We start from the raw sequence: 25,482 nt of genomic DNA, 5'->3' as shown, positions 1-25,482 counted from the left end.
GTGACGGATGCGATTCCAGGCGAAAAACAGAAGGGGCTGTTTCCGAAGTCATTTTTCGTTTTGGCGGGTCCTGTTCAGAGCCGGTTTCCCTCGAGAAAAAGGACCTCCGCCTCCACGTTACAGTGGAATGTGAGGTCCTTTCGTTTGGATATCGGGAGGCTCCATGTTATGCGAGTCGTTTTGGGGACACCGCCCTCTGCTGACTTTTCCCATACATACGGCCGAATGGCTGACCGGTTTATCGTTGGCAGGCCATCAGCAGGTTGCCGTCCGGGTCGCGGAAAGCGAACCAGCGGCCATCCATGATCTCAGTGATCCGTTCCGCGCCCTGGTCGCTCATATATCCGTAGGCAGCCTCAATATCGTCAGTCAGCAGCATAAAGGCCGGTGTCTGAAACGACGGCGGGCCGCTGGGCTCCTTGCCGCCCCACATCGGCATCGTATCGAGAATAAGTCCCGGGGCATCCATCGGAAGCGGACAGAGGTGACCAAAGTGGATCGGCGCCTCGTCCACCGGCAAGTTCAGTATGCGGCAATACCAGTCGCGCGCTTTCTCGATATCTTGGACCGGGACAAATACGCTGCCGATGCGGTTTATGAACGGGCTAGACATGTCAGACATCCTCCCTGTACGTGAAAGGTTTGTTCTTCCTCCTATAGAACGTATCATGCGGCTGGATCTATACAGGTCAGAAACTTTTTTGCGTAGAATGCCGGTCCACGGCGGTCACTTAGTTGCGGCAGCGGCCTCCGTCTCTTCGATTTTTTTGTTAATTCTTTCAGCCGCTTCCCTCAGCGCGGTGTTGATGTCCTTGCCGTTATGAACGGCGTCCCGGATGACGTTGTTGTATTCCCCTTGGTAGGTTCCGTTATATTTGTTCACGGAGCCTGCGGGCGCATATTTGTCCGGCTGAAAAGCTTGAACGTTTTTGCCCGCATAAATCGGATTGTTCTGGCCGAACTGCCGACGCAGCGTCTTGTTGTTTAGTGTTGTTAAAAATTTGCCGTCCTTTAGCTGCTGGGCTTGGTATTCCTCGGTCGTCAGGAAGGCGATGACTTCAAACGCCTGGTCTTTGGACTTGCTCATCGAGGTCACATAGAAGTAGGTGGGGTACGCTTGCGGCCCTGTATCGGGCTTTTCTTTGAATACGGGGAACGGGGCCAGATCCCAGTTCAGATCTCCCAGCTCCTTCGAACTGTGCAAGGCGGTCATGGACAGGAACATCGCTGCCGTACGGTCCTTGAAAAAGCGGTTGCGCTCGTGCGGTTCGGAAATCTGGTTGGATTTGATGTGGGCATATCCGGGAATTTTGTAGAAACGGATCAAGTTCTCGGAGAACGCTTTCCATCTGTCGTCGGTATCGAAGGCGGATTTTTTCGTGTCCGTACGGACCAGCGGGATCGACATCTGGTTCATCATGGCCAGATGGCCGTAGGAGGAAGCAAAACCGGTATAGTCGACTCCTCCGTCGGATCGTGTCAAGCTTTTGCTAAGCTCGAACAATTCGTCCCAGGTGATGCCGCTCTTCGGGTACGCTACACCGAATTTATCGAAGAGGTCTTTATTGTAGTAAATCGTCGAGGGAGGGACGTACACCGGCAAGCCGTAGATGCCGCCTCCGGCCAGTTGCCTCGCCGTATCGATCATCGTCGGTTCCAGATGATTCAGATTATAGCCGTACTTCTTGATCTGGGGACTGATGTCGTATTCCAGCTTGTTTTCGAGCAGAAAGGGAGGGGTGGCGCCGATCGAGGCGTAAATAATGTCAATCGTTTCCCCGGCAGCCAGCAGCTCCGGAATTTTGCCCCCGGCGATATACTTGATCGTGACATGCGGGAACTTCTTCATGATGGGCTGGCCGAAGGTGCTCATAAAATCTTCTTCGGGCCAATCCGCCGGATAAGGGAAAAAGACGGAAAGCGTCACAGGTTCCTTTTGACTCACTGCGGGAACGTCGCTATTTGCCGGCAAACTTCCGTCTTTCGCTCCGCAAGCGGACGCCAGCAGCATCGCGCCAAGCGGCAATACGGACAGCAGCTTTTTGGACACATGATTCTCCCCCTTTGGGTAACTACCAATTCGGAATCATCATATCACGCCGCCGGTTGACCGAGGTTACGGGATAATTGCACTGTATTGCCCTGATTATGAAAACGTTTGCAGTAAAAATATTCCTAATCTATAATGAAGAGGAAGATGATTCCTTGTGCAAAGGGGCGAAATGATAAGATGAATCGCAATTTTACACAGTCGCATCTGATATTCGATCATAATTTATACTTTTTCTCCTACAAAACGTGGATGCGGCGCTGTCCGGACGAATATTACCACGCGCATGAAGGCATGGAGTTTCTGTACATTCACGAAGGCGAAGGAAGAATCATACTGAACGACCGGCTGTTTCTGCTGAAGCCGCGAACGCTTGTCTACATCCAGCCGTATCAGGTTCACCTCACCCGTTTTGAAAGTCCCCGGCTTCGTTCCGTCCTTAAAATTAACCTTTCGCTGCTGTATCCTTACATCCGGATGTATCCTTCTATCGAGAGCTTCGTCGCCTACCTGGAGAAATCACGGGCGGGGGAGCAGGTCATCCAGCTAAGCCCGGAACAGGACGGGGAGTTTACCGCCCTGCTCGGCTCGATCGATCATACGTTGTCCATCGTCCCCGCCCTGGAGAGGAAGGAGCAGTTTCTGATTTATGGAACCCAGTTCATATCTTATCTCAAGACGCGTCTGTTCGACGTCCGCCGCCCTCCCGGGGAAGACTGCAAGGCTCAGAATCGTCAATCGCACCATATGGAGAAAATTAAGGCATGGATCGAGCAGCATTACAAGGAACACTACTCGCTGGAGAAATTATCCGCAGACATCCATCTGTCCGGCAGCTATTTGTCCAATCTGTTTCGAAGCTTCGCAGGCGTAACGATCACCGAATATATAACGCGCAGAAGACTGGACGAAGCTTGCCTGCTGCTTGCCCATACATCCATCTCGATCGATCAGGCGGGCAAACAGTCGGGCTTTACGACTCCGGCTTACTTTTGCCGGTGCTTCAAAAAACGTTATCTGCTCACCCCTCAGCAATACCGCACCGCTGCAGCGGCGAGTAAGCGCTATCCTGAAAGCTCGGGGAACGCCGGCACGGATTGAAATGCAGCTGTTGCGGGTTTATCGAATCGCTCCGTGGGGGAGTACGGCGTGTACGCCTTCCCTTATCCGAATCTGTAAACGGCTGCCGGGTACCGGCAGCCGTTCGTTATACCTAACAACCGCTAACTTTCCTCTATCGGGAAGACGCGCCGGGGTCCGGCATCAGCCGACCGATATAAGCGAGGCTTTGAAGCTCCAGCTCATCCGCCTCTCCATCCAGGATGCGCCGGACACTGTCGAGCGTATCCGGCAGCGAAGTCCACTCGCCGCTCCGGTTGGTAACGGGCTCTGCCACATAAAACGGCTGCGACAAAAACGTCTCCAGCCGCTCCCCGCGCCGGTATGTCGCCAGTTCCACCTCAGGCAGCTTCTCCGCCCCCCATGCCGCGACCAAAGAGCGCAGCTCCCGGTACCGGCGAAGCATTTTCCGAGCCCGCTGCTGGATCGTCAGATGTACAGCCTCAAGCTGCGCTCCCTCCATCACGGTCGAAGTCGAGAAAATCGGGTCGACGGCCGGGAACATCCGGCGTGCCGCCATATCCGCATTGAATTTCCACAGCGTATCGAGCGGACCATAAGGAGCCTCTTCATCTACGGAATCCCCCCGGGCATCAACCAAAATGATCGTCACCGGCCTTGCCCCCGCTTCTTGAAGCCGTTCCCGCAGCTTCATCAGCTCGCCCGACAATACGACGGAGCGGTCCGCTCCCAGGACAACGTCGCGGTTTTCCCGAAATGTGGAGACGGCCTCGTACACTTCATCCTCCGTAGCGCCGGTCACCTCCGCTTCCTCGATAACGTCGCTTATTCCTTTGCTGTCATCGCTCGGCCGCCAAAATACGGTGGCGTATCCGCGCTGCTTGCCAAACCGGCGGAACAATTCGGACAGCATGACCAACTGCCCCATACCCGGCCGGGACACGATGCCTATCGTTCCCCCCCGCACAAGCGGAGCGAACAAGTCCAGCACCTTGATCCCGGTTTCCAGCACGCCTGCACCCGCGCCCCGTATAATCAGCTCATCCAGCGTACAACCCGCCAGCGCCGCCAGAACAGCCAAGGTCCGCACCTCTGCGCGTCCGACCGGAATTTTGCCCGTGCACAAGTTGGATACGGTAGCGGGGCGAAGCCCGACCGCTTTGGCTGCGGCGGTTAAGTTCGGTACTCTGCGGCGCAGCAGCGGCACGTTCAGCTGCAAATCATCCATCATGTCGCTTTCCTCCTTTTACTCTAAGAAGCAACTTATGTTACTCTTTAAAGTCGCTTCGGTTACTTTGAATAGTAATATAAGTTACCCTTAAAAGCAATACTTATTTTTCCACTTTTAAATGGACTGGGCTTTATCAACCTCATGAGCCATTGCCCGCCGTCCTCCCCTATGGTAGGATGTAGTGTCAAACAGGAATGGAATATAAGGAGGAGAACTCATGGACCCTTATCGATTTCGTGTCCGTGTAACAGGTGTGCTGATAGAAGATGAACGAATCCTGCTCGTGAAGCAGCAGGTCGGATCGCGCGACTGGTCGCTGCCGGGAGGCAAAGCCGAAGCCGGGGAAACGCTGGAGCAAGCCATCGTCCGGGAAATGGCGGAAGAAACGGGGCTGTCGGTTCAAGTGGACAAGCTGCTCTATTTGTGCGATTTGCCCGAAGCCGACCCGCCAATCGTGCACGTTACGTTTCTGCTGCGCGAGGCGGAAGGGGAACTGCGGATGCCGACTAACGAGCTAGAAACGACTCCGATTACCGATATGCGGATGGTCCCGATATTCGAGCTGACTTCATACGGATTTTCGCCGACATTTATGGAGCTCGCCCGTTCCGGCTTCCCCGGCGCAGGCTCGTATAAGGGGTATAAGAGGACGATCGGCTTGTAAGAACTAGCTTCTAAACGACTAATCGAAGCCTTTTCCACGATGTATGACCCTGCGTAAGAACAGCTTTCCTGGGTTCAGAATGTCTCGATCCGCAACAACTCGACACCAAATGAAGCCTGGAAAGCCGTTTCTTGTGAACCGGTCGCGTTGGGGATCGCTGAGACGACAGGCATACGAGCTACCTAACCCTGCTAGCAGCAGGACAGAGAGCCGAACGTCCACGAGAAGTAACGATAGGCAACTTGCGACACTAGCTGACTCGCCAAGCAAGGGGCCCTTTGTCCGCTTTCGTACGGTGAAGAACTTAAACATATTAAAAAAGACCAGAGCCCCCGCTCTGATCTTCCCCTCCGCTCATCCGAAGGATATATTCTAATGAATCTGCTCGTTCAATGTCTCGATCTCCGCTGCGGGCAAGCCTGTTACTTCCGCAATAAGCGTCACCGACAAACCTTTCTTCAGCATACTTGCCGCAATCTCCAGTTTACCTTCTAACCTACCTTCCAGTTTGCCTTCCTCCCGGCCTCGCGTCTCCGCATAATCCAGCGCGGACCGTTCGTCGAGAAGCGCTTTTTTACGCATCTCGTAAAGCATTCGCGCTTCCTTGTTCTGGCTCAAAAATTCGAGCGTGGTCATCGCCTTCTTTAAGCCCGGTGTATCCATCGCAAGTTCCTCCCATCTGTCTTTCGGCGCGCCGTTGATGAACATCAGCCATTTGACCAGCCGGTCATCCATCTTGCTGGTTCTCAGACCCAGCTTCGGCAGCTCCATGAAATGAATCTCGATATCATCGATCAACAGCTCGCCGGTATGATCTTCGCGTCTCTAATACAAGGCTATAAAAAAGACCAGAACCCCCCGCTCTGATCCTCCCCCTTAGCTCATCAGAAGGGTATATTCTAATGAATCTGCTCGTTCAACGTCTCGATCTCCGCTGCGGGCAAGCCTGTCACTTCCGCAATAAGCGTTACCGACAAACCTTTCTTCAGCATGCTTGCTGCAATCTCCAGTTTGCCTTCCAGTTTGCCTTCCAGTTTACCTTCCAGTTTACCTTCCAGTTTGCCTTCCAGTTTGCCTTCCTCCCGGCCCCGCGTCTCCGCATAATCCAGCGCGGACCGTTCGTCGAGAAGCGCTTTTTTACGCATCTCGTAAAGCATTCGCGCTTCCTTGTTCTGGCTCAAAAATTCGAGCGTGGTCATCGCCTTCTTTAAGCCCGGTGTATCCATCGCAAGTTCCTCCCATCTGTCTTTCGGCGCGCCGTTGATGAACATCAGCCACTTGACCAGCCGGTCATCCATCTTGTTAGTTTTCAGGCCCAGCTTCGGCAGCTCCATAAAATGAATCTCGATATCATCGATCAACAGCTCGCCGGTATGATCTTCGCGTAAGTGATACGTATTATGAAAACGTTTATTCGGCACCTGATTAAACGTCAAAATATTAATCGAGATCACCTTTTTCAAATCCTTGTACATTTGGCCTTCCGAAAGCTGCTCTTCATACATTTTCGCCGAGTAGTAGAGACTTCGTTTCGGCATGTCATATTTATTGGTTACTTGGATTTCCAAGTTCACTTGCTTGCCGTCTTCATTTTGAGCACGCACATCAAGTATCGCTTGCTTGTCGGTCAGCGCATCTTTGTCCATTTGCGGATTTAGCAGCGCCAGGCTGACAAACGGCTTGGGCTCGGTTTCGCGCAGCACTTCGTTCAGGAAGTTGAGCAAAACATCGTCTTTATTGTCTTCGCTTCCAAAGACTTGTTTGAATACAAAATCTACAGTTGGCTCCAAAAGGTCGGACATCGTCTCAACTCCCGCGGTTAACGACTTTTCTACTCCCATTATACCATAAATGGAGTAAAAACATGGACATTTAGAGCTAGTATAGGCGGTTCGGTTCTATATCCAGGATCAAGCGGGTCTCGGACTGCTGCTTAACAAGGAACGGGCAATCACCATCCCAGTCCCAATGCCTACTATAACTCTCCCGGCAGGGAACGTCATCGGTTCCGTAAAGATGCTGATCACGGGTACCCCTATCGTACTGTGCAGCGTCAGAAGAGGAACATAATTAAATACCAGCATCCCTAAAGATAAGCCCAGTAAAACTTTTCGGACCCGTATATACTTTCTTTCATTCCCAATCCATTCGATCGCAAAAACATACACCACAATTAAAGTAGTGCAGCTGATAGTATGTCCGTTCGTATACGGGTTCGGATTCAAAGTCATGGCTTTCTGGAGCCACAGCAAGGCATTGCTGAACAATAACGTCAGAAGGACCAGCATTACGGGCTTTGTCAGCCTGTTCACTCCGGCAACGACCTCCCTTTCAGACAAGTTGAGCGATTCGATGCAAAGAGGACAAAGGGCTGGAATAAACGCGGTCTTGTCCCCATACAATGGAGGGAACTTCTCGAAAGTCAAGGGAGAGGAGGCGGAACTGTGGATCAAGCGCATCTGCTGCCGCCGATTGTGGAACTGCTGCTTCTTATAGGGAGCGGCGTCTGCTGGACGGCCGCCTATCTGTTCATCATCTATCGGGGGTACCGGAACCGTACGTGCGGTGTTCCTTTCGCTGCTTTGTGCGGCAATCTCGGGTGGGAGTTTTTGTTTTCTTTCGTGTATCCGCATCCTCCCGTGCAGCTCATTTTCAACTGGATCTGGCTGGCCTTGGATCTGATTATTATGCTTCAGTATATCCGCTACGCCCGTCCGCAGTCCGACCTATTCGGCCGCTTGAAGCCCGCCCTAAGCTACACGGCAATCGGCCTGTCATTAGGAGCAGCCTTCATTCTGGTCTGGGCCGTGACGGTGGAGTTCCACGACTTTGAAGGAAAATACGCGGCATTCGGCCTTAATTTCCTGATGTCTGTTCTTTTCCTGACAATGCTCTCCAGCCAAGGAAAACGCGGGCAATCCGTCTCCATCGCCGCCATGAAATGGATCGGGACGGCGCTGGCTTCCCTGCTTTTTTTCTCCTTATATCCGCAATCGGTGCTGCTTGGCGTTTTGTATGTGTTCATTTTTGCGCTGGACGCCGTATACTTCTTCGCGATTTACCGGATTACGAACAAAATGGTGCGCCCCCGCCTTCCCGTTCCCCCATCCAGAACGCTGCGCGGCTGAATCACGGACGGATACGCCGTTAGGATCCATCACTGTCCAGCATACTGAAACCGATGTATCCCGAACCCCTCAAAGTCCGAGGCAAGGATTGCTTCTCTCAACGGAACCAAGCTGCTCGTAAACCTCAATTCGATTCCTCGCTCCAGCAGTTTTTCGATCAGATGGCTCATCGGCTTCATGCCGACCGGCTTCACCGTATGCGGGCTAATATAATACCCGGCCATCCGGTCCATCAGTTCGAACCCTTCCTCCTCAAACGCATACCGGTACATCGTCTGCTCCCGGATTCTCGTATACCAATCGCTCTCTACCGTTACGATGATCTCCGCTGCAGAGCTCCCAAAAAAACGCTCCACATTGCCCGGACTGATCTGGGGCGACCTGTAGCATACGATCCTCGGGCAGTTTCTCGGGAAGTAATAGCTGAACTCGTGTTCTTCGTCAATCGCCCAGACGACGGCCGGAAAACCGGGCCGATTCTGCTTCTCCTTGGGAACGAACAGTTCGATCCTCGGGTCTTCGCTAAAATGGTGCAGCATCGGATAAGCTCCCCTCAACTTTTCGTTTTTCATCCACAATAGCAAATCAAACGGGTCACACCCCGTTCAGATACAAGACGTCGCGCGTTCGAGGAGATCGGGAGACTCGAAATTCGATATCGAGGTCAATATCAGACTCACCGTATCTCCCCTTTCCGGAAAGTGCCCTGCATCCCGGCTCATTCAATCCCGCTCCGCTTGCCCGTAAGCGAGGATCGACGCATCCCCGCCCGCAAGCAGCAGGCCCGACGGCACGATCCCTGCCAGCTCGGCCGCGAGCAGGCTGACCCGTTTCCCATAACGATCCGCCACGTAGCCGGCAGGCACCTCAAGCAAAAAAATTGCACAATGGTACGCCGATTCGATCAGCGAAACCTCCGATAGCAAGAAGCCTTGGAAGACCAGGACGAGCATCCAGATCGCACGATCCAATAGAAACGAATTCAAAAAGGAGTACACGTAAAATAACGGTATTTTCGCCGCAAGCTTTGTCCGGTTCACCATTCTCATCCTTTTTCCGGGAAAATGAAAAAGCTATGGAGCAGCACCCCATAGCTTCGGAAGAGAAGAGCGTACATAGATATGACATTTATTGTAGCATATAAACTTTAAGCGGCGTAGTGCAAAAATATTAAATGCTTCCTCCGTCCTTGAACCGGCTCAGCGGGAAGCGATTCACCCTGCCGGCTCTAATCTTGCAGCAGCTCGCGCAAGTCCATAACGTAGACCCGCCTTCGGCCTTCATGGGCGGAGTCGAAAGAGATCGCCGTGCCTGTCCGATTCCATCGCGGATGCAAGTCGCAGCGAATATCCCCCGCAATATGCGGCGGGGAATAATACGAGCCAAGCTCCTTCCCTCGCCCGAGGTTCAAGTCGTACATATATAGATGCCTCATGCCGCTTTTGTCCGGATAACTGTCGTACAGCATGCGGGTCCGGTCGGGTGAATAACTGCAGTGACCGTCTCTAAGGAAATAATCCGCATCGATGACTTCGGGCTCACGGCCGTCCGTCGCGTCCTCGTAAACATACAGTTGATGACCATGCCTCCCCCCGCCGTACATGACGAACCGGCTTTCGTCGCGCCAATGGTAGTGGGACTGCATCGTATCTGTGGACAAACAGCGCAGCTCGCTTCCGTCTGCATTAGCCGTCAGCAACGCGGTCAGGTGACTTTTGCCGTTCGGAGGAGTCCATCTGGCCAGCATCAGAAATCGGGTTCCGTTCGTATTAAACGTGATATGATTGATCGTCAACTTCGCTTCGCCCGTTCGAAAAATTGGCTTAATAAACGACCATATCTCGTCCAGGCTTACGATAAGCCGGCTTGCGCCGGATTTCAAATCGATGCGGAACACGCCGTCCTCAGCCGGGTGAAGCGCCGAACGGAAAGGGTCGGCCAAATCGGCATACCCGTACCCTGGCCGGAAATCGAACATTCGCGCGAAGTTGATGCCTAACGCATACTTCCCCACAGGGTCTACACAGGCTACCGGATTGTCCAGATAGGTGACGGCCTGCGTCCATATGTGGCGAATGACGCCGCGATATTGCCCATTGACAGTAGCATTGTGGATCACCTGGTCATTCGGCGCCAATGGATGCCACTGGAGCATCGAACCTTGCTGGAAGTTCCAGGCCGTTGTCTCGGACAAGCGGATATAGGTGCCACTGTCGAGTTCGATCAAGCCGATTTCCGCCGAATCGCCGGCTTTCTGCATACGATCGCAAAACGGGACGCGGTGAACAAGGTGGAACCGGTCGTCTCCGCTGAATGCAGGGTTGTCGTAATATCCGAAAAACGTATGGTCATCTCCGTCTGTGATCGGTACGGATAGTATCCTTTCTTTCATTTGAAATGTCGACTCATGCACCATCTCCATCCCTCCACCGTTTAAGAAACGATAAGCCGGCCGCCGCCTCCGCGCCGAAATCGTTCCATAGACATTCGATGGAAATACGCCCGTTATAGCCGGCACGCCTTATACAATCGGCCAACGAATCATAGGGATAGCTGCCCATTCCGGGAGCATAACGATCGTCCGAGACGTGCACGTGCCGCAGAAGCTCCTTATGCTCGACGATATGCTCGAGCGGTTCATTTTCTTTGTACATATGATAAAAATCAGCCAGCACGCCAATCGATTTGCGGTTCACTTGCCCGGCCAGCCGAGCCGCTTCGGGAACGCTGTTTATAATATTGCACTCCGTTGTATTCAACGGCTCGATCGCAATCGTAATTTCCAGCGGGTCGGCGAAGTCGGCAATCAGATCGAGGAATGCGGCCAACTGCTCCTCCGCTTTTTCCCGGGCAAATCGCTGCGGCACCATCCTCGCCTTCCCGCTGCCAAAGACGACCGTCTCTCCTCCAACCTCCTTAACCCGCTCCAACGCATTCGACAAATAACGACGGAGTCGATCGCCGTCGACATCGTCCCCCACTATATTCAAATCGCCGGGCAGCAGGACGTTGAAGGCTTGCGGCCGCACCGGGCTTTCGCGAAACCGGGCAAGCGTATCGCGTACGGCGTAATCGCTTTCCTCCGGCCTCAAGGATATGATCGTACACTCGATAAAGTCAAAGCCTGCCGCATGCACGAGCTGTGCATTTTCGATCTTCGTACAGACGCCGAATGTAATTCCTTTCATTGTTTCAGCTCACTCCTTATAGTTCGTGTTCAACCGCTTAAGGTTGATGTGGTTTTCTACCGTCATCGGTGCCATACCGCTTGTCTTTTACCAGGTGAACATGCTATAGCAGGCTGAATATTGACAATGGCGGCCAAGCTCACTCGCTTTAAGTATAGGACGAAAAAAGCGGAGCATCCATGGATGCTCCGTGCAAATTAATTGTATATTTCGCTCATGCGTCGGATGTAATGTACTAATCGATTGCTTGAACCTGTTCTGGCTTCAATAGAGAACGGGCAAGTTTGGCGCAGATGGGACTGCAGGTTTTTTCGGTTGGCTGTACTAGAGCAGAGACAGCAAGGTTTCCGCATCGCGGCCGAATTGCTCCGGGCTGTCGTCTTTCACAAACTCCAGCATCATGCAGTGCTCGCCCGGTTGTTCCGCGATGACGGAGACATACTGCTGCCAATCGGCCAGACCCTCGGACAGCGGCAGCCGTTGACCGGGCAGCCAGTGGAACACATGAATGTTGGCCAGCCAAGGAAGCACGGCGTCCAGGGTACGCAGGGACGCTTCGAAATCTCCCGGATACGGAGGCTGCCAGTTGCAGCGGACGTTCGGATGATCGATGTCCCGGAGCAGCGCGATCGCCGACTCCGCCGTATCGGTCAACGTGTTCCGGTGATATTCGAAATCGATCGAAATCCCTTCCCGTGCGGCCAGGTCTGCGATCCGCCTCGTGTCCTCGGCCACGCCCGTCCGCCACAACGTATCCGACACGTCCGAACCGCGGTCCCCCGCCCATACCCGGATTGCAGGAGCCTGCAGCGCGACAGCCGCACCGAGAACCGCTTCAAAAGACCCGCCCTTCTCGGTGTTGCCTGCATAATAGTAGGAGCCGTACGAAGCGGCCTCCAACCCGGCCTCCCGGGTGCGCCGTCCCACTTCCGCCGCCCTCTCGATATCGCCGTGGGGGACATGGATGTCTCCTCCCCATTCGATCGCATCCAAACCGGCTTCAGCGGCGAGATGCAGTACCTGTTCCCAAGACAATTTGCGAAACGTAACCGATAAGAGACCGGTTTTGATCATCTCCATTCCTCCTGCGGCATTGATTATTAGTGTCGGTCCTCGCTCAAAACCTGCTTGGCAACCTCGCTGCCTTCCCTCCGATTGTCAGCCGGACCAAAGACGTATCCTGTTGGGTTAATTTTAGGACATTTTGAACCATAAAAACAGACCCAATTCTGGTATTCCAAAAAGCATGCTTTCTGACACGTTCTGAAAATAAAAGAAGCCGTCGAAGTAATCGACGACCATACCCTCAATGTCGGGACCCCAGACGCACATGATTACCTATAGCTCGGCGGCTGGTTTATCGAGTACGTTTCCTCTATAAGCCCGAAAGTGTCCGGACGACCGAGATCGAGATTGGCCCCCGGTTGCAGCTAATGCATCATTTCGGAAAATTCGGAAATAAATCAACGGATAAACTTCCAAGAAGTTCAAGAGAAACGTTCATTGAAGTGAAGCCGATGCAAAGAGGCCGCCACCGGGAAATTTACCTGGGACTTTCCGATTGATGCGTGTTCAACCCATCCGCGACGAAGATCCACTCCAGCATGAGGATCGTTGTCCAGAAGCTGATGCACATGATAAGTTAAATCCGCTTCGTTCCGGGTTGGCGCCATCCGAGCATCATGCCGTTCCCTCTACATCGGAGAGTTCTTCCGCGCTGCACTTCCAAGGGCTTCACGCGTTCCATGGCCTTCGCCCACTCGCTCGGGCTCGGCACTCTCTTACAACCACAAACACGATACTGCTAAATCGGCTAAATCCGCGATATTTAACAATGACTCCAGAGTGTACGAGGTACCTGATCAACTGGTCAATATCGGAATCGGATCGCGTTCACAACCAGAAACCGAACTGGCTCATAGATTTGATCGATCGATTGTATATGAAATTTCGCATTACCGGCAGAAACGGCTTCATTCAGCAGCGAGGCAATATGACCTGCCTATTTCCCGCCACCGCATTCATCTCCTCCTCCACGCTCATGATTATGACTGCGCAGCTCCGCCAGCTCCTTGACCTTGTTCGTATACTTCACAACGGCCAGAACGAATGTGGCGTGCGACCAGGTGAGCGGAGCGACGGACAGCGGGCTGCCGTCGAACGGGTCGAGCTGCTCCGGAAGTACGCCGGTCTCGAGCGTCTGATGGGTCACCCATTCCAGCGTAGCCTTCGGCGATGCCAGATCCTCCATCGACTTCGCGCACTCAATCTCCCACTCGGCCATCCACAACGTGCAGATGATCCAAGGGTTGCCCGGAATCCGCTCGATATCTGAGGATCGCTGGAAGTAGTAATCGTTTTTATACCTGGCGATGCCTCCCACGCCGGTTTGAATCGTCAACTGCTCCTTCAGGAAATTCATCGTGCTTCGTACCCGCTCGTCGTCCGCCGGCAGCACGCCGAACTCGAATATGCCGTACACGCTGCTTTCGGGCGTCATATCCTTCACCCAGGTGCCGTCCTGCCGGTACAACCCGCGCGCGAACCGGCCGCTTTCCTCATCCCACAAATGCCGCAAAATCCCGGACTTGATATACTCGGCGGTCTGCCGGTACCGGTCGCTCCGCTCCGTATCGCCGAACAATTCGCAGAAGTCGGCGGCAGCCTTCAACCCGCCGTAGACGGCCGAAGCGGTGAACGTGTAGATGCCGTACCGTTCCTCCCACAAATCGTAGCTCGGCTTCGGAAGCCGCAGCTCGGTATCGATGTAACTGCGCATAAATTTGGCCGCCTGGCGGATCAAAGTACCGTACAAAGACTGGCACAGCTCGATATTGCCGGATTGCCGGTACATGTGCCACAAGGAGAACAGCACCAGCGCGGTTTCGTCCTCCTGAATCGGCAGCCGCGGCTGACCGCCTGCAATGAACGGATGCCAGCTCGATCCGACCGTCCCGTCCGGGTTGTATTTATGGTGCAAGTATCCTTCCGGCGCGATGACGTCCGCACAAAACTGGTAAAACGGCACCACCGTCTCGTGATACCCCGCCATCGACATCGCATAAGCGACCAGCGCGCCGTCACGCGGCCACATGTAACTGTAGTGATCGCGATTATAATTCATAATGTCGGTGTCGTTGGCAGCCACGATCGCCCCGTGTACGTCCGTTTGGGTGCGGACGATCAGCAGGCTTTGCTTATATAGCGAGACGACCGCTTCCGGCAAATCGGCAAACCGGCGCTCCAGTTTGTTCGACCACCGCTGCCAATAAATTTGCACACGGTCGAGCAGCTTGCCCGGGTCGTTGTCGCGAACGTATTGATCAAGCCTTTTGACCTCGGCCAGCGACTCTCCGACCGACAGCCAGTAATAGCAGTAGTCCGAGCCGCCGGCCTCCAGCTTCAGCCGGAAGCCGATCGTACTGTCCACCGAGCCTTGGGCGATTGAGTTGCCCATCAGGTGGCCGTCTTCGGCGTCCCTCCACGTCCCTTCCGCGTGATGAAACCGTTTGACGCCCATCGAGAATTGGTCGATGCCCGTACCGCCGGCATGGCCGTTAGCCATAAAATACCGGTTCTTCTTATAGTGAAACACCGTCCGGTTATGCGGGTAATAGGCGGCTGTATCACCCACCTCGGTTTCATTAATGGCCAGATCCTGGGTGAAGAACAGCCGGATCTCCCGTTCCCCCCCGCTCCGGTTGTCGATGCGAATCCGCTTCAAGTAAATATTGTCGCGCTGATGAACGCCGTCATTGATCTCCAGCGACAGCTCCAGCTCCGGATGATAAGCCGTCACCCGGGTTACGAGAGAGTCGGGCACATAGCCGGAGCTCCAGTTCCAGCCTTCCTCGCCCAGCCATACGAACGTTCTGTCCACCCACAAGCCGATTCGGCAAGGATACCCCCCCACATGATTCAATTGCCCGACATACGGATAGTAGAGATCCCGGATACGGGTATACCGGTCCAAATTAATCAACATGCTGCCGTTACCGACGGCAAAATGGCGAGGCATCGTCCGCTCACCCTCTCTAAGAAGTATTCACCGGCTGCATCCCCCCTGGAAACGTGGAGCCGTGTCCTTCCGGACACGGCCCAACGAACGTCGGCAGTTCCGCCCTGCCTTGTGCAAGCTCAGGCACTCTCTCGCTTCACCGTCTTTGCCGGATCGGCATCTGCTTTCGTTCCGCACCAGCCGGCTGTTCGGCCGGCTGCCGCTGCGAACGGCTGCTGGTCATCCGTACGAAACAATCGTACTTATTGGCCGATGAGCCGAGCACCGAGTATTCCTCCCAGGATACGGAGTATATACGCACTTCCCCGGTCGTAAAATGTGCGATCATGCAGGACCGCTCACGGTCGTATTCGACGAACCCGATTTGCTTCGATTCGATCGGGATTTCATTCATTCGCCGCACACCTCGTCTCTGTTCTAGGAACATATATCGCCCGGATCGGCATGTTCCCGCTATTGAATATGTCGGATTAATTCCTGACGATACCGCTCGGCCAGTTCCATCGCCTTGTCTTCCCGCTCGCCGTGAGCGATCAGCGTAAACTTCGGCTCATCGGATTCCGGCAGCAGCAGCACCCAGCCGGTCTCGTCATATACTTTAATGCCGTCCAGCAAATCGGCCCGCCGGTTTTTGGCCTGCTCGGTCAAGAGCCTCATCAGCCTCCCCTTCTCGTCCCAGGGCACTTCGATCGAAGTGTGATGCAGCGAGAAAGCCGGCAAAAACTGAAGCAGCTTCGACACGCTCATCCGGCTGTGCAGCACATTACGCGCCAGCAGTCCGAGACCGAACAGCGCATCGTACACTGGATGGAACGGATGCCCGTCTGACGGCTCCATGACGGCTCGAGAACTCCGCTTCGTACGAACGATGCGGTTGCCGAACCCGGACGCCGCCGAGTCGAGGAACGACGGAGCGCTGAGCGGCACCCCGATCGTGCGTCCCCGGAAGCAGCGAAAATAGGACATATATAACAGCACGTTGACGTGCTCGCGGGATACCGGATGGCCGGTTTCGTCATACAGCTTGAAGCTTTGGCCGCCTGCTTCGAAGATCACTCCGGCATCGGCCGCCCGCTCCGTTATCGCGGCTTTGAGTCCGGCATCGCCGGGCCCCGGATCGACAAAGGCAATCTCCCAGCGAAAAGCATCCGAAATCTTGCCGACAAGCTTGCGCACGACCGGATCGGATACCGAGACAACCAGCTTGAGCCCCATCTGGCTGGCGTAGCCAAGCTCGGCGACGATCCGTTTCCCGTACCGTTCGACGATGCTGAGGGCAGCGGTCACTTCGGCGATGCTCGCCGCTTCCGTGCGCGAGTAATCTTCCTGAGCAAACGCGTTGTCGACTTTCCGTTCGGCGCTTTTGCCGATCGGAAGACCCGCCGCATCCAAGCACTCCAAGCGGCAGACGACGCGGCCGCCCGCATTGTCGCACTGTACATGGATGCCTCCGTTCACGTCCAGCGTATGGACGCCGAAGCGCGCGACGGAAGAGCAGCTGTCGCCCGCATCGATGACATCGACGCCGACCGCCTGCAGCGCCGGTACGAGAACCGAGCGGATGAGCCGGGCGAAGCCGTCCGGCGACGAGCTGACCGCGAGCCGTTTGCCTTTAGCCAGCGAGGCTCCGTAAGCGCCGGCGAACTTGACCGCAAAATCCGGGGTGATCTCTTCGTTGGCGTACCCGCTCACCGTGCCGTCCGCAAACATCGGCTTCACCGCATCGTCTCCGCAGATGACGGAGCTGTTCAGCATCGCATGTTCGCGTATCCGTTTGCGCGGCCATATTTTGACACGGGAGAGCACTTGCGCCTTGGGACCGAGCGTACAGTGGCTGCCGATCACGGCGCCGTCCGCGATGACCGTCTCCGGATAGCTGCGGATGCGGCTGCACAGCGTAGCGCCGCTGAGCTCGTTATTTTCGGACAGATAGTTGCTGTCCCACAGAATCGCCTGGCGAAGCGCACAGCCCCGCGCGATCCGGTTGCCCGTTCCGAAAACGCAGTACGGACCGATCGCCGCATCCGGCTCGATCACCGTCCCGTCACCGATATATAAGGGACCTTCCCACTTCTCGCTCCCGGGCGGAAGCGCCACTTGTTCCCCGACGAAGATGCCGGGCTTCCATTCCTTGGCTTGAATGCGCACATCCACTTTGCGGTCCAGCATATCGAACTGGGCTTGCCGGTACTGCGTCAGATTGCCGATATCGGACCAATACCCTTCCGCCGCATAGCCGTACAGCGGCTCGCCGCGTCTCATCAGGAGGGGAAACAGATCGTTGCTGAAATCCTGTTCCTTGCCTTCCTCGACCCACTGAAGCACTTCGGGCTCCATCACGTAAATCCCGGTGTTGACCGTATCGCTGAACACTTCGCTCCAATCCGGCTTCTCCAGGAAACGGATGACCTTATCGTCTTCGTCCGTCATCACTACGCCGTATTCGAGCGGATGGTCGACCCGTGTCAGCACGATCGTCGCAAGCGCTTCTTTCCTCCGGTGGTATTCGATCGCGCGGCTGAGGTCAAAGTCGGTCAACGCGTCTCCGCTGATGACGATGAACCGTTCGTCGAGAAATGCCGACGCGTTTTTTACGCTTCCGGCCGTACCGAGCGGCGACTCTTCCTCGAAGTAAAACAGCTCGACTCCGTACTCCCGGCCGTCTCCGAAATAACTTCGGATCACTTCGGGCATGAACTGCATCGTCACTCCGATTTGCGTAATGCCATGCTTCTTGAGCAGCTCGATAATGTATTCCATGCAAGGCCGGTTCAACAGCGGAACCATCGGTTTCGGAAGCTGGCAAGTGAGCGGCCGCAGCCGCGTTCCTTTGCCGCCTGCCATGATGACTGCCTTCAAGCGTTTCCCCCCTGGGTCTTATATATTGAATTACGATTTCAAACGACTGTTAGCGGAAAATGAAATCACTTTCGGGGTATCGCCGGTCCGGTTCGGGCTGCCCCCCCGCTGTGCGCCGGGAACCGTAATCTTTCGCAAGCTGGCATGCGGCGAGAGCCCGTCGTACAGCTTCTGCACCTCTCCTGCGATGGCAGACGGGCTGTAGCAGGCGCGCACTTGTTCGTAAGCGCGGTCCGCCATCCGTCTCCCCGCCTCGCCGTTCAGCAGTTGCTCCGTCACATGCCAGGCCAGCGATTCGGTATGCCCGGACAGCGCCTTGAACCCCGTCGTTCCATGCTCGACAATCTCGGCGAGCCCCCCGACATCGGAGACGACGAGCGGCGTCCGCGACGCCATCGCCTCGAGCGCTACGATCCCGAACGGTTCGTACAAACTCGGAAACACGCACAGATCGGCTGCGGCGTACAATCCCGCCTTCGTCCCGTCATCGATAAATCCCCAGAACGCGACACGGTCCCCGAGTCCCATCTCGGCGGCGCGCCGCTCCAGCGTCTGACGCATCGGTCCGGCTCCGGCTACGACCAGCTTCGCTCCCGGCACTTGGGCCAGTACCGACGGCATCGCCTCCAGGAGCACCTGCACCCCCTTCTCGTACACCAGGCGTCCAATGAATAGGACGACCCGGTCTCCCGGCTGAAACCAGCTGCTTTTCGCGTCCGTCGCGCGGCGTTCGCACTCCTCTTCAAGCAGCTCCCGCCCGCCCGGCGATTGTTCCTCTGAACGGCCCGTCGTCCCTCCCGCGGTTCGAATCCCGTTCGGCACGATATCGACCTTGTCCCCGGGCAACTGAAACAGCCGGACGACCTCTTCTTTCATATACCGGCTGCATACGAAGACGCGGGCCGCCTCGTAAGTCAGCCTCCACTCCAGCTCATGGATGCTGCCGGACAGCACCGAATGCAGCTTGCCCTGCTGCCTTCCCCATTCCGTGGCATGAATCGTCGCTACCAGCGGCAGCCCGAAGCTGGTCTTCATCTCGCGCGCCGCATGAAATACCATCCAATCGTGCGCATGCAGCAAATCGATGCGGCCGCCGTTTTCTTTCCACGCGACCAGATGATCGGTCATCGCCAGGTTCATCTCGAACGTCCAATGATAAAACTCGGTGTCTCCGGAGCATAATACCGGCAGCCGGTGCACGTAGACGCCGTTTCGCCTCTCGAACGGCGCGGCGCCCTCAAAGGAAGTCGTGACGACATGAACGGCTTCGCCGCGCGCCGCCAGCGCCTCCGCCAAGTCGGCTACCGCCCGCGACAGGCCCCCCACATGTTTGGGCGGGTATTCCCAGGCGAGCATAAACGTATTCCGCTTATGCCTCGTATCCTGGAGCACCGCCTCCCACACTTCTGCATCCGGGATGAGCGGGATCGGCGAGCTGCGGCTTACTGCGGCATAATCTTTGTAGTCCGCTTCCGGGAAGCAAGGATGCCTTCGCTCCAGTGCGGCCACGTAAGGCTCGTCGATCCGCCCCTCCTCCAGCATGGCGCACAGCTTGTGGAAGTTGCCCAGATGCTCTTTCGTCCGCCGGACGGCATAATCGACAACGGTCCGGCTGTCCATAATAAACGCCCAGTCGCTGCTCTGGGCCAGCATCAGCTCCTTGGCCGCCTGATTCAGCGCCCGCTCCCGCGTCGGTTCGGGCAGTCTGACGTTTTGTATCCCTGCAGAAGGGCCCCCGCCCTGGTCCTGGTCCTGGTCCTGGTCCTGGTCGGCAGGTTCTTCGAGCAGCCGCTTCGTCGCAAGCCGGACCATCCGCCGTTCCGCCGCATGCAGCCGGCGGTAAATCCAGTCGTTATCCGGCTGAAGCCATACTTCGGACGAATGATTCCGGCCCCAGCTCGAGGCGTTAACCGTGCCCGTGTCGGCAACCGGATATTGCCGCAAATAGTCGCCGGGCGTAGTCATTTTGAGCTGACACTGGTCGTGGTACATTTTGCGGCACAGCATATCGATCCATACCGGCCCTTCGTACCACCAATGTCCGAACAGCTCCGCGTCATAAGGAGACACGATCACTGGCAGACGGTCGAGCCAGCTGTTCCACTCCCCCGCCTGCAGCACGCGGCTCCGGATGAAGTGATCGGCGTGCTCTGCGGCGGCTTTTCGCGCCCATTCGGGATTATAGGGCTCGCGGTGATGACCGCTTCCCGTAATCCGGTAATATTTCAGCCCGGTATGGATACGCTCATGCGTAGGCAGCACGTACGGACGTATGTATTCCCACTCGTCCGCATCGTTCCAGCCCAGATCCCAGCCGATGTCGCGGTAATATTCCCGGTAATCGTAATGTCCCGGGTACCCGTCGGCGGCGCTCCATACTTGCTCGGACGACTCCGGGTCCCGCGGGAAAGCCGTCACGCCGTACGGCGTCATCAGCGGAGCTGCCAGTCCGCGATTCGGCGCAGGCGACGCATACCGGACCGCCGTAGAATCGCAAATAAAGTAGCGGATGCCCTCCATCTTGAGTAGCCGGTCAATTCCTTCGGCATACCCGCATTCGGGAAGCCATATGCCCGCCGGCTTGCGGCCGAAAAACCGCTCGTATTCGCGGATTCCCGTACGGAGCTGAGCGCGGATCGCTTCCTCCGTTTGCATAAGCGGCAAAAAGCCGTGGGTCGCCGCCGATGTCAAAATCTCCAGCTTTCCCATATCCTGCAGCTGCCGGAACGCTCCAATGATGTTATGGCCGCAGCTGTGAAACCTGGCCTGAAGCTTCCGGAACTGATCCGCATACTGTGCCGCCAGCGGATACAGCGCTTTGTCGTCTTGAAGCCGGCACTTCTCTTTGTCCGCAAGCTCAATCAGCCGGCCCAGATGCCGGTCGTATCGCTGGTGCATAAGCGGATCATCGCATAACGCGAGCAGCGTGGGGGTCATCGATATCGTCAGACGGAAATCAATCCCGTCCTGGACAAGTCCTTCGAACACCTCAAGCAGCGGCAAGTACGTTTCCGTCATCGCCTCGTAAAACCACCGCTCCTCCATGACGTCCTCCCGGTCGGCATGACGGATATAGGGCAGATGGGCATGTAAAATCAGCGCCAGATAGCCTGTGCATTCCGGCTTCGTTTTCCATCGTTTATACATCGGAACCCCCGTCTATGAATCTGCTTCTCTCTCTTGTTTCTGGACATTACTAGTTTTCCGCGCGAGGACGGAACGGTCTGTACACACGAAACGTACACGGGGTCACCGCTAGACAAGCTTCTGCATCGCAGCTGTTCGGTGAAGTTCATTCCAGGGCGCAGGCGGCGGCTTGTTCCTGCCGGAAATTCGCGGTTCGCTTCGCTTTCGTGCCTGGCGAACTTGCCGGTTCTGAAGCGTTCAACAAGACTGGCCGCGTTCGAAGTTCTCTAGGCTGTATGGCGGAATGTACGCCGGGGGGTGAGGATTTGACGCTTCGGGGACGACGCAAACAATCGGCTCGCCCCAGCCGGCCGGACAGTCCCGGGCGGTGCGGACGGCGTTCGACCGAAGAAACGGAACGAACTGACGTTCCCACGTATACACGCCGTAATCGGCCATGTACACCGTGTTGGCGTTCAGCTTGGGCACGTACCAGTTGTCGGCTTCCGGAGTCAGCACGATCTCGCGGACCTCGTTCGCATTGTGCCCGTCAAACCATTTATGAGTAACATCGTACAGGCGCAGCACTTTGGGCAGTTCGCTCCAGTCGCAGCCGAAATGCTGCGAGGCGAGCCATTTTTTCCGGTCGGTTATCTCCCAGTACGCATACAGCGTATGGGCGTCCCGCGCCATCAGCCTTAAAATGCTTGCCCGGAGCGCACGCGGCGTCTCCCAGCTTTCTTCGCTTTCCATCCTGCTTTCGTTCAAACGGCTCCCCCTTTCAACTTGGATACTTTTTACAATACGATGCGTTTTTCAATTTTATGCCTACAGTTGTGACCAACGCCTGTACACAAGTTTACGGACATGGCGGAGGGGTAGCGCAGACCAACCCGCGCGCCTGGAGGTAAACTAGCAGTAGTCCAATCGTTATTTTGTCAATTTGAGATGCTCTCGAGTATGTCCAACCGCGCCTTGTCACAGTGGGATACTCTCGGGCACGTTTACCCGCACCTGATCAATTTGGCGATAATCGTCAGACGCATTCCCCCGTCCCTTGCCGCTTTGATGATAATCCCGGGTACATTCATCCTCACCTGGTCAAATAAGAGCGGTTTGAGGCTCTTAAATCGAAGCCGATGTGCAAAAATTGGGAGAATAAGAGCGGTTTCCAGCTGTTATTTCTGTCGTTTCTCCTATACTCCGACAATTTGCGAAAAATAAGAGCTAGCAATCGCTCTTATCTGGAACGGAGAGGAGGAATCCTCCCAATTAAGAGCTGCTATTATCTCTTATCCGTCGGAGTCAAAGAGATCGTACGTGGGCAGCACGGTGTTATGGCTGTGCACGTTAATAAGTCTTGGGCACGCCTACGCCCGCGTTTTGACACACCATAGTTTCATTGTGCTATATTGTAAAATTTACGGAATGTTAGCAAATATCGGCACGTCTTGGCTCGCGCTTGGCACATGGGCACGCTTTTTCACACTTGAATACGCCTTAGTCACACTTTGGCACACCTGGTACGCCTCTTGGCACGCCTTGGCAATTTTGGCACGTCTTCGCACGTCTTGGCGTGTCCTTGACACGCCTAGATACACCTACTCCCACGCTTTGGCACGCTTTGGCACGCTTTGGCACACCTCAGCTCACCTCGGCTCGTCATGCGCCTTGCCGCACCCCCAGCTCACTTTACAGTTTCTTCACCTTTTTTTGCATGCAACCGCTCCGATTGTACGGTACAATTACGGTACGTTGTGAAGCGCTTTCGCAAATGAGGATGCATTCGAAGTAAAGGGGTCTGGCGAATCTTGTTGAAATTACCACTCAAAGTCAACTCTCTGCTAGTCAAAAGCTTGATCAGCTTCCTGGCGATTATCGCGCTGCTGGCCTCCTTTAATTTTCTGTCGTTCGCTTTCTTCAAAACCAATATCGAGCGCGAAATTATACAAAATAACCGGGTGGCTCTTAAAACCGCCGCGGACCGGTACGAGAAACATATCTCCATCATCAAAACGATGCTGTTCAAGCTGTACCAGAACGAGCAGGTCGTCTCCTTCGGCCGGCAGCTTGCCGCCAAGGACCCGGGAGCGGTCAATTACCTGAAACCTGCCGACATCGTGGAGAGCATCCGGCGGGATATCAACAACCCGTTTCTCTACATGGACAATGTGTTCGTGTATTACGCCGCCGCCTCGTTCACCGTCGACAAAAACGGCACCGGCGACGCAGCCCGGACGTTCTCGCAATTTTATGTAAGCGAGCCGTATACGCTCGGGTTCTGGAACCGGCAATTTTCGCAGGCCGCTACGACCCAGTTGCTTCCGAACCGGCTGTTCTCGATCGTCTCGTCGGATAAGCAGAACAAGCAGTTGATTCCGATGACGGTCAAGCTGCCGGGTTACCCGCATATGATTATCAGCATGCTGGACGCCGGACAGCTGTACGAGTCGTTCTACGGCAACAACGGCCCGGCGTTTACGATCGTGCATTCGAACGGATCGGTCATATTCGATTCCTCGGGCCCGGGCACCGCAAGCAAGCCGATACCGCTGGCGGAAGATCAAGATTACACGCTGCAGGATAATACGTACTACTTTACATACGACAGCGAAGAAACGAATCTGACCTACATGACGTCCGTGCCGTATTCGAGCATCGCTTCGCAAATCCGCAAGCTGGAAGTGACGCTGCTTGTCCTGTTTGCCGTGTCGGTTGCGATCGCGGCCGCCGCCTCGGTCGTATTCAGCCGCAAAATCAACGCACCGGTGAAGCAAATCATTGCATCGCTGCGCTTTCGCAGTCCCGAGGTGGTTAGCAGCAGCATTTACGAATTTAAGCTGATTAACGAAATATCCCGGGAGCTGATTCGCGAGCGCAACGAAATTCATGAAGATCTGCAAAGCAAAACGTCGCTGCTCACCGACTTCGGCTACATCAGCAAATTAAAAAAGCTCGCCTCCGGCTCCAACGAATGGAAAGATACGATCGTGCAGAACCGGCCGTTCCGGATCGTCCTGTTCCAGCTGCATATCCGCACCAGCAGGCACCAAGCCATGCCGGCGAAGCCGGATCGTCTTACATACGCCGCCCGGGAATGCATCGATCTGATGTTCGCCGAGCCGTTCCCGAACTCGCGGACGCTGCAGATGGAGAGCAACCAGCTCGTATCGGTCGTATTCGGCGACGATCGGCGTGATCTGCTGGAGCGGACTCTGGCGGCGCTGAAGGCGATATTCGATCAGGACAGCGGCCATTATGCGGTTACCGCGGCCGTTAGCTCGTTTTATCCCGAAGGGTCGGACTTCAATCTGGCTTATCGGGAGACGCTGGAGCGAGCCCGGCAAGCCAGGCTTCAGGACGGCATGCAACTAATCTGGGACGATGTGCGGGAGGTCCATCATTTCGTCTTCACGGCCCAGGAGGAACAAGAGCTTTACAGCCATTTGCAGGAAGGCGGAGGAGCCGCATGCGTGCAGCTCGTCGTTCGGATGCTGGAGCATATGGCGAGGAAAGAAGCGTTTCGCGGCCAATACCGGACCTTCGCCCAAGGCGTGGCGGCCAAAGTACTGAAAGTGACGGACAAGGCAAAAATCGAGCCGGAACCGGCCGGTCAGTTAAGCGATATGGTGGCGGACTTGGAGGATTGCTTTACGCTTGACGACTACAAGCGCTTCCTGGAGAAGTTCATTGTGGTCGCCGCCGAAGCGGTTAAGAGGAGACGGGACGAGAAAGACCCGGTGGTCGAGTTTTTCTTCGCTTATTTGGAGGAGCATTACTCCGAGGATCTGTCGCTGGATTCGGTCGCGGACCGGATGAACATGTCGAGCACGTACTTGTCCGCTTATATTAAAGAGAAGACGGGGACGAACTTCAGCGATCATCTGAACAACGTGCGCATCCGCCAGGCCAAGGAAATGCTGGCCGGCACGAATATGAGCATCCGCGACATCGGCGAGAAGATCGGTTACCGCAACGACACCTCGTTTATCCGGATGTTCAAAAAAAGCTCCGGCCTCACCCCCGGCGACTACCGGAAAAGAGCGGCGCTCGAGGGCAATGCCGGATTACAGTTATAACCGTATGCCGCATGCGGCTGCCCGGACTTATTGTTGCCCGTGCCGGCGCCATTCTCGTT

Annotated in this window: 18 protein-coding genes and 1 pseudogene; 4 read left to right on the top strand and 15 right to left on the bottom strand. The window is 55.5% G+C overall.

What is annotated here, in order from left to right:
- Positions 1-238: 238 nt before the first annotated feature.
- Together IDH45_RS16270 and IDH45_RS16265 are read right to left on the bottom strand one after the other, a co-directional pair.
- Positions 239-613 carry a VOC family protein gene (locus IDH45_RS16270; protein WP_317891218.1) on the bottom strand — a complete coding sequence of 125 codons (375 nt, stop codon included), beginning with the start codon at positions 611-613 and terminating at the stop codon, positions 239-241.
- Positions 614-727: 114 nt separating this feature from the next.
- Entirely contained in the window at positions 728-2,050 is a 1,323-nt protein-coding gene (locus tag IDH45_RS16265; protein WP_190929176.1) for an ABC transporter substrate-binding protein, read from the bottom strand.
- Positions 2,051-2,230: 180 nt separating this feature from the next.
- Here IDH45_RS16265 and IDH45_RS16260 point away from each other — a divergent pair, with 180 nt between their 5' ends.
- Entirely contained in the window at positions 2,231-3,151 is a 921-nt protein-coding gene (locus tag IDH45_RS16260) for an AraC family transcriptional regulator (RefSeq protein WP_190929175.1), read from the top strand.
- A 133-nt stretch (positions 3,152-3,284) separates the two neighbouring features.
- On the opposite strand, the gene IDH45_RS16255 is transcribed toward IDH45_RS16260, so the two are convergent.
- Complete coding sequence (locus IDH45_RS16255; protein WP_190929174.1) at positions 3,285-4,361, bottom strand: ATP synthase beta subunit C-terminal domain-containing protein; 1,077 nt, start codon at positions 4,359-4,361, stop codon at positions 3,285-3,287.
- 217 nt (positions 4,362-4,578) lie between these two features.
- On the opposite strand from IDH45_RS16255, the gene IDH45_RS16250 reads away from it, so the two are divergent.
- A complete protein-coding gene (locus IDH45_RS16250; RefSeq protein WP_190929173.1) occupies positions 4,579-5,025 on the top strand; it encodes an NUDIX domain-containing protein in 447 nt (148 codons plus the stop codon).
- Positions 5,026-5,397: 372 nt separating this feature from the next.
- Here IDH45_RS16250 and IDH45_RS16245 read toward each other — a convergent pair.
- Together IDH45_RS16245 and IDH45_RS16240 are read right to left on the bottom strand one after the other, a co-directional pair.
- Positions 5,398-5,832 (bottom strand): annotated as a pseudogene (locus IDH45_RS16245) (Rpn family recombination-promoting nuclease/putative transposase); the annotation flags it as partial.
- 92 nt (positions 5,833-5,924) lie between these two features.
- Positions 5,925-6,827, bottom strand: coding sequence for an Rpn family recombination-promoting nuclease/putative transposase (locus IDH45_RS16240; protein WP_190929172.1), 903 nt, complete (start codon positions 6,825-6,827; stop codon positions 5,925-5,927).
- A 642-nt stretch (positions 6,828-7,469) separates the two neighbouring features.
- On the opposite strand from IDH45_RS16240, the gene IDH45_RS16235 reads away from it, so the two are divergent.
- Positions 7,470-8,153, top strand: coding sequence for a transmembrane-type terpene cyclase (locus tag IDH45_RS16235; protein WP_190929171.1), 684 nt, complete (start codon positions 7,470-7,472; stop codon positions 8,151-8,153).
- 29 nt (positions 8,154-8,182) lie between these two features.
- On the opposite strand, the gene IDH45_RS16230 is transcribed toward IDH45_RS16235, so the two are convergent.
- The 10 genes from IDH45_RS16230 to IDH45_RS16185 form a co-directional block, all read right to left on the bottom strand.
- Positions 8,183-8,692 (bottom strand): DUF6886 family protein, encoded by a 510-nt coding sequence (locus IDH45_RS16230; RefSeq protein WP_190929170.1) that lies wholly within the window; start codon positions 8,690-8,692, stop codon positions 8,183-8,185.
- A 183-nt stretch (positions 8,693-8,875) separates the two neighbouring features.
- Entirely contained in the window at positions 8,876-9,193 is a 318-nt protein-coding gene (locus IDH45_RS16225; protein WP_190929169.1) for a hypothetical protein, read from the bottom strand.
- Between the two features lie 188 nt (positions 9,194-9,381).
- The gene (locus tag IDH45_RS16220; RefSeq protein ID WP_190929168.1) at positions 9,382-10,569 is read right to left on the bottom strand and encodes a TolB family protein; all 1,188 of its coding nucleotides are present in this window, start codon (positions 10,567-10,569) and stop codon (positions 9,382-9,384) included.
- On the bottom strand, positions 10,559-11,341 hold the full coding sequence (locus tag IDH45_RS16215; RefSeq protein WP_190929167.1) for a sugar phosphate isomerase/epimerase family protein: 783 nt from the start codon (positions 11,339-11,341) through the stop codon (positions 10,559-10,561). Before IDH45_RS16215 ends, IDH45_RS16220 begins: the two co-directional genes overlap by 11 nt.
- Positions 11,342-11,665: 324 nt before the next feature.
- Positions 11,666-12,415, bottom strand: coding sequence for a sugar phosphate isomerase/epimerase family protein (locus tag IDH45_RS16210; protein WP_190929166.1), 750 nt, complete (start codon positions 12,413-12,415; stop codon positions 11,666-11,668).
- A gap of 928 nt (positions 12,416-13,343) precedes the next feature.
- A complete protein-coding gene (locus tag IDH45_RS16205) occupies positions 13,344-15,359 on the bottom strand; it encodes a glycoside hydrolase family 15 protein (RefSeq protein ID WP_190929165.1) in 2,016 nt (671 codons plus the stop codon).
- Between the two features lie 136 nt (positions 15,360-15,495).
- Positions 15,496-15,753, bottom strand: coding sequence for a hypothetical protein (locus IDH45_RS16200; protein WP_190929164.1), 258 nt, complete (start codon positions 15,751-15,753; stop codon positions 15,496-15,498).
- A gap of 59 nt (positions 15,754-15,812) precedes the next feature.
- The gene (locus IDH45_RS16195; RefSeq protein ID WP_190929163.1) at positions 15,813-18,218 is read right to left on the bottom strand and encodes a sugar phosphate nucleotidyltransferase; all 2,406 of its coding nucleotides are present in this window, start codon (positions 18,216-18,218) and stop codon (positions 15,813-15,815) included.
- Positions 18,219-18,248: 30 nt separating this feature from the next.
- The gene (locus IDH45_RS16190; RefSeq protein ID WP_190929162.1) at positions 18,249-21,365 is read right to left on the bottom strand and encodes a 1,4-alpha-glucan branching protein domain-containing protein; all 3,117 of its coding nucleotides are present in this window, start codon (positions 21,363-21,365) and stop codon (positions 18,249-18,251) included.
- Between the two features lie 237 nt (positions 21,366-21,602).
- Positions 21,603-22,112: a DUF4912 domain-containing protein gene (locus tag IDH45_RS16185; protein WP_223836710.1), complete on the bottom strand. Its 510-nt coding sequence runs from the start codon at positions 22,110-22,112 to the stop codon at positions 21,603-21,605.
- A gap of 1,043 nt (positions 22,113-23,155) precedes the next feature.
- Here IDH45_RS16185 and IDH45_RS16180 point away from each other — a divergent pair.
- Positions 23,156-25,423: a helix-turn-helix domain-containing protein gene (locus IDH45_RS16180; RefSeq protein ID WP_190929161.1), complete on the top strand. Its 2,268-nt coding sequence runs from the start codon at positions 23,156-23,158 to the stop codon at positions 25,421-25,423.
- The last annotated feature ends 59 nt before the right edge of the window (positions 25,424-25,482 follow it).

The organism is Paenibacillus oceani (assembly GCF_014705615.1).
GTDB classification, from domain to species: Bacteria; Bacillota; Bacilli; order Paenibacillales; family NBRC-103111; genus Paenibacillus_AB; species Paenibacillus_AB oceani.
The sequence above is the reverse complement of the archived record's forward strand: the minus strand, read 5'-3'. Positions and strand labels throughout refer to the sequence as shown.

Excerpts from the sequence above, each read along its gene's own strand:
- IDH45_RS16220 (WP_190929168.1), bottom strand. The coding sequence starts at position 10,569 with ATGGTGCATGAGTCGACATTTCAAATGAAAGAAAGGATACTATCCGTA.
- IDH45_RS16210 (WP_190929166.1), bottom strand. The coding sequence starts at position 12,415 with ATGATCAAAACCGGTCTCTTATCGGTTACGTTTCGCAAATTGTCTTGG.
- IDH45_RS16205 (WP_190929165.1), bottom strand. The coding sequence starts at position 15,359 with ATGCCTCGCCATTTTGCCGTCGGTAACGGCAGCATGTTGATTAATTTG.
- IDH45_RS16255 (WP_190929174.1), bottom strand. The coding sequence starts at position 4,361 with ATGATGGATGATTTGCAGCTGAACGTGCCGCTGCTGCGCCGCAGAGTA.
- IDH45_RS16215 (WP_190929167.1), bottom strand. The coding sequence starts at position 11,341 with ATGAAAGGAATTACATTCGGCGTCTGTACGAAGATCGAAAATGCACAG.
- IDH45_RS16200 (WP_190929164.1), bottom strand. The coding sequence starts at position 15,753 with ATGAATGAAATCCCGATCGAATCGAAGCAAATCGGGTTCGTCGAATAC.
- IDH45_RS16260 (WP_190929175.1), top strand. The coding sequence starts at position 2,231 with ATGAATCGCAATTTTACACAGTCGCATCTGATATTCGATCATAATTTA.
- IDH45_RS16190 (WP_190929162.1), bottom strand. The coding sequence starts at position 21,365 with ATGTATAAACGATGGAAAACGAAGCCGGAATGCACAGGCTATCTGGCG.
- IDH45_RS16250 (WP_190929173.1), top strand. The coding sequence starts at position 4,579 with ATGGACCCTTATCGATTTCGTGTCCGTGTAACAGGTGTGCTGATAGAA.
- IDH45_RS16270 (WP_317891218.1), bottom strand. The coding sequence starts at position 613 with ATGTCTAGCCCGTTCATAAACCGCATCGGCAGCGTATTTGTCCCGGTC.
- IDH45_RS16240 (WP_190929172.1), bottom strand. The coding sequence starts at position 6,827 with ATGTCCGACCTTTTGGAGCCAACTGTAGATTTTGTATTCAAACAAGTC.
- IDH45_RS16230 (WP_190929170.1), bottom strand. The coding sequence starts at position 8,692 with ATGCTGCACCATTTTAGCGAAGACCCGAGGATCGAACTGTTCGTTCCC.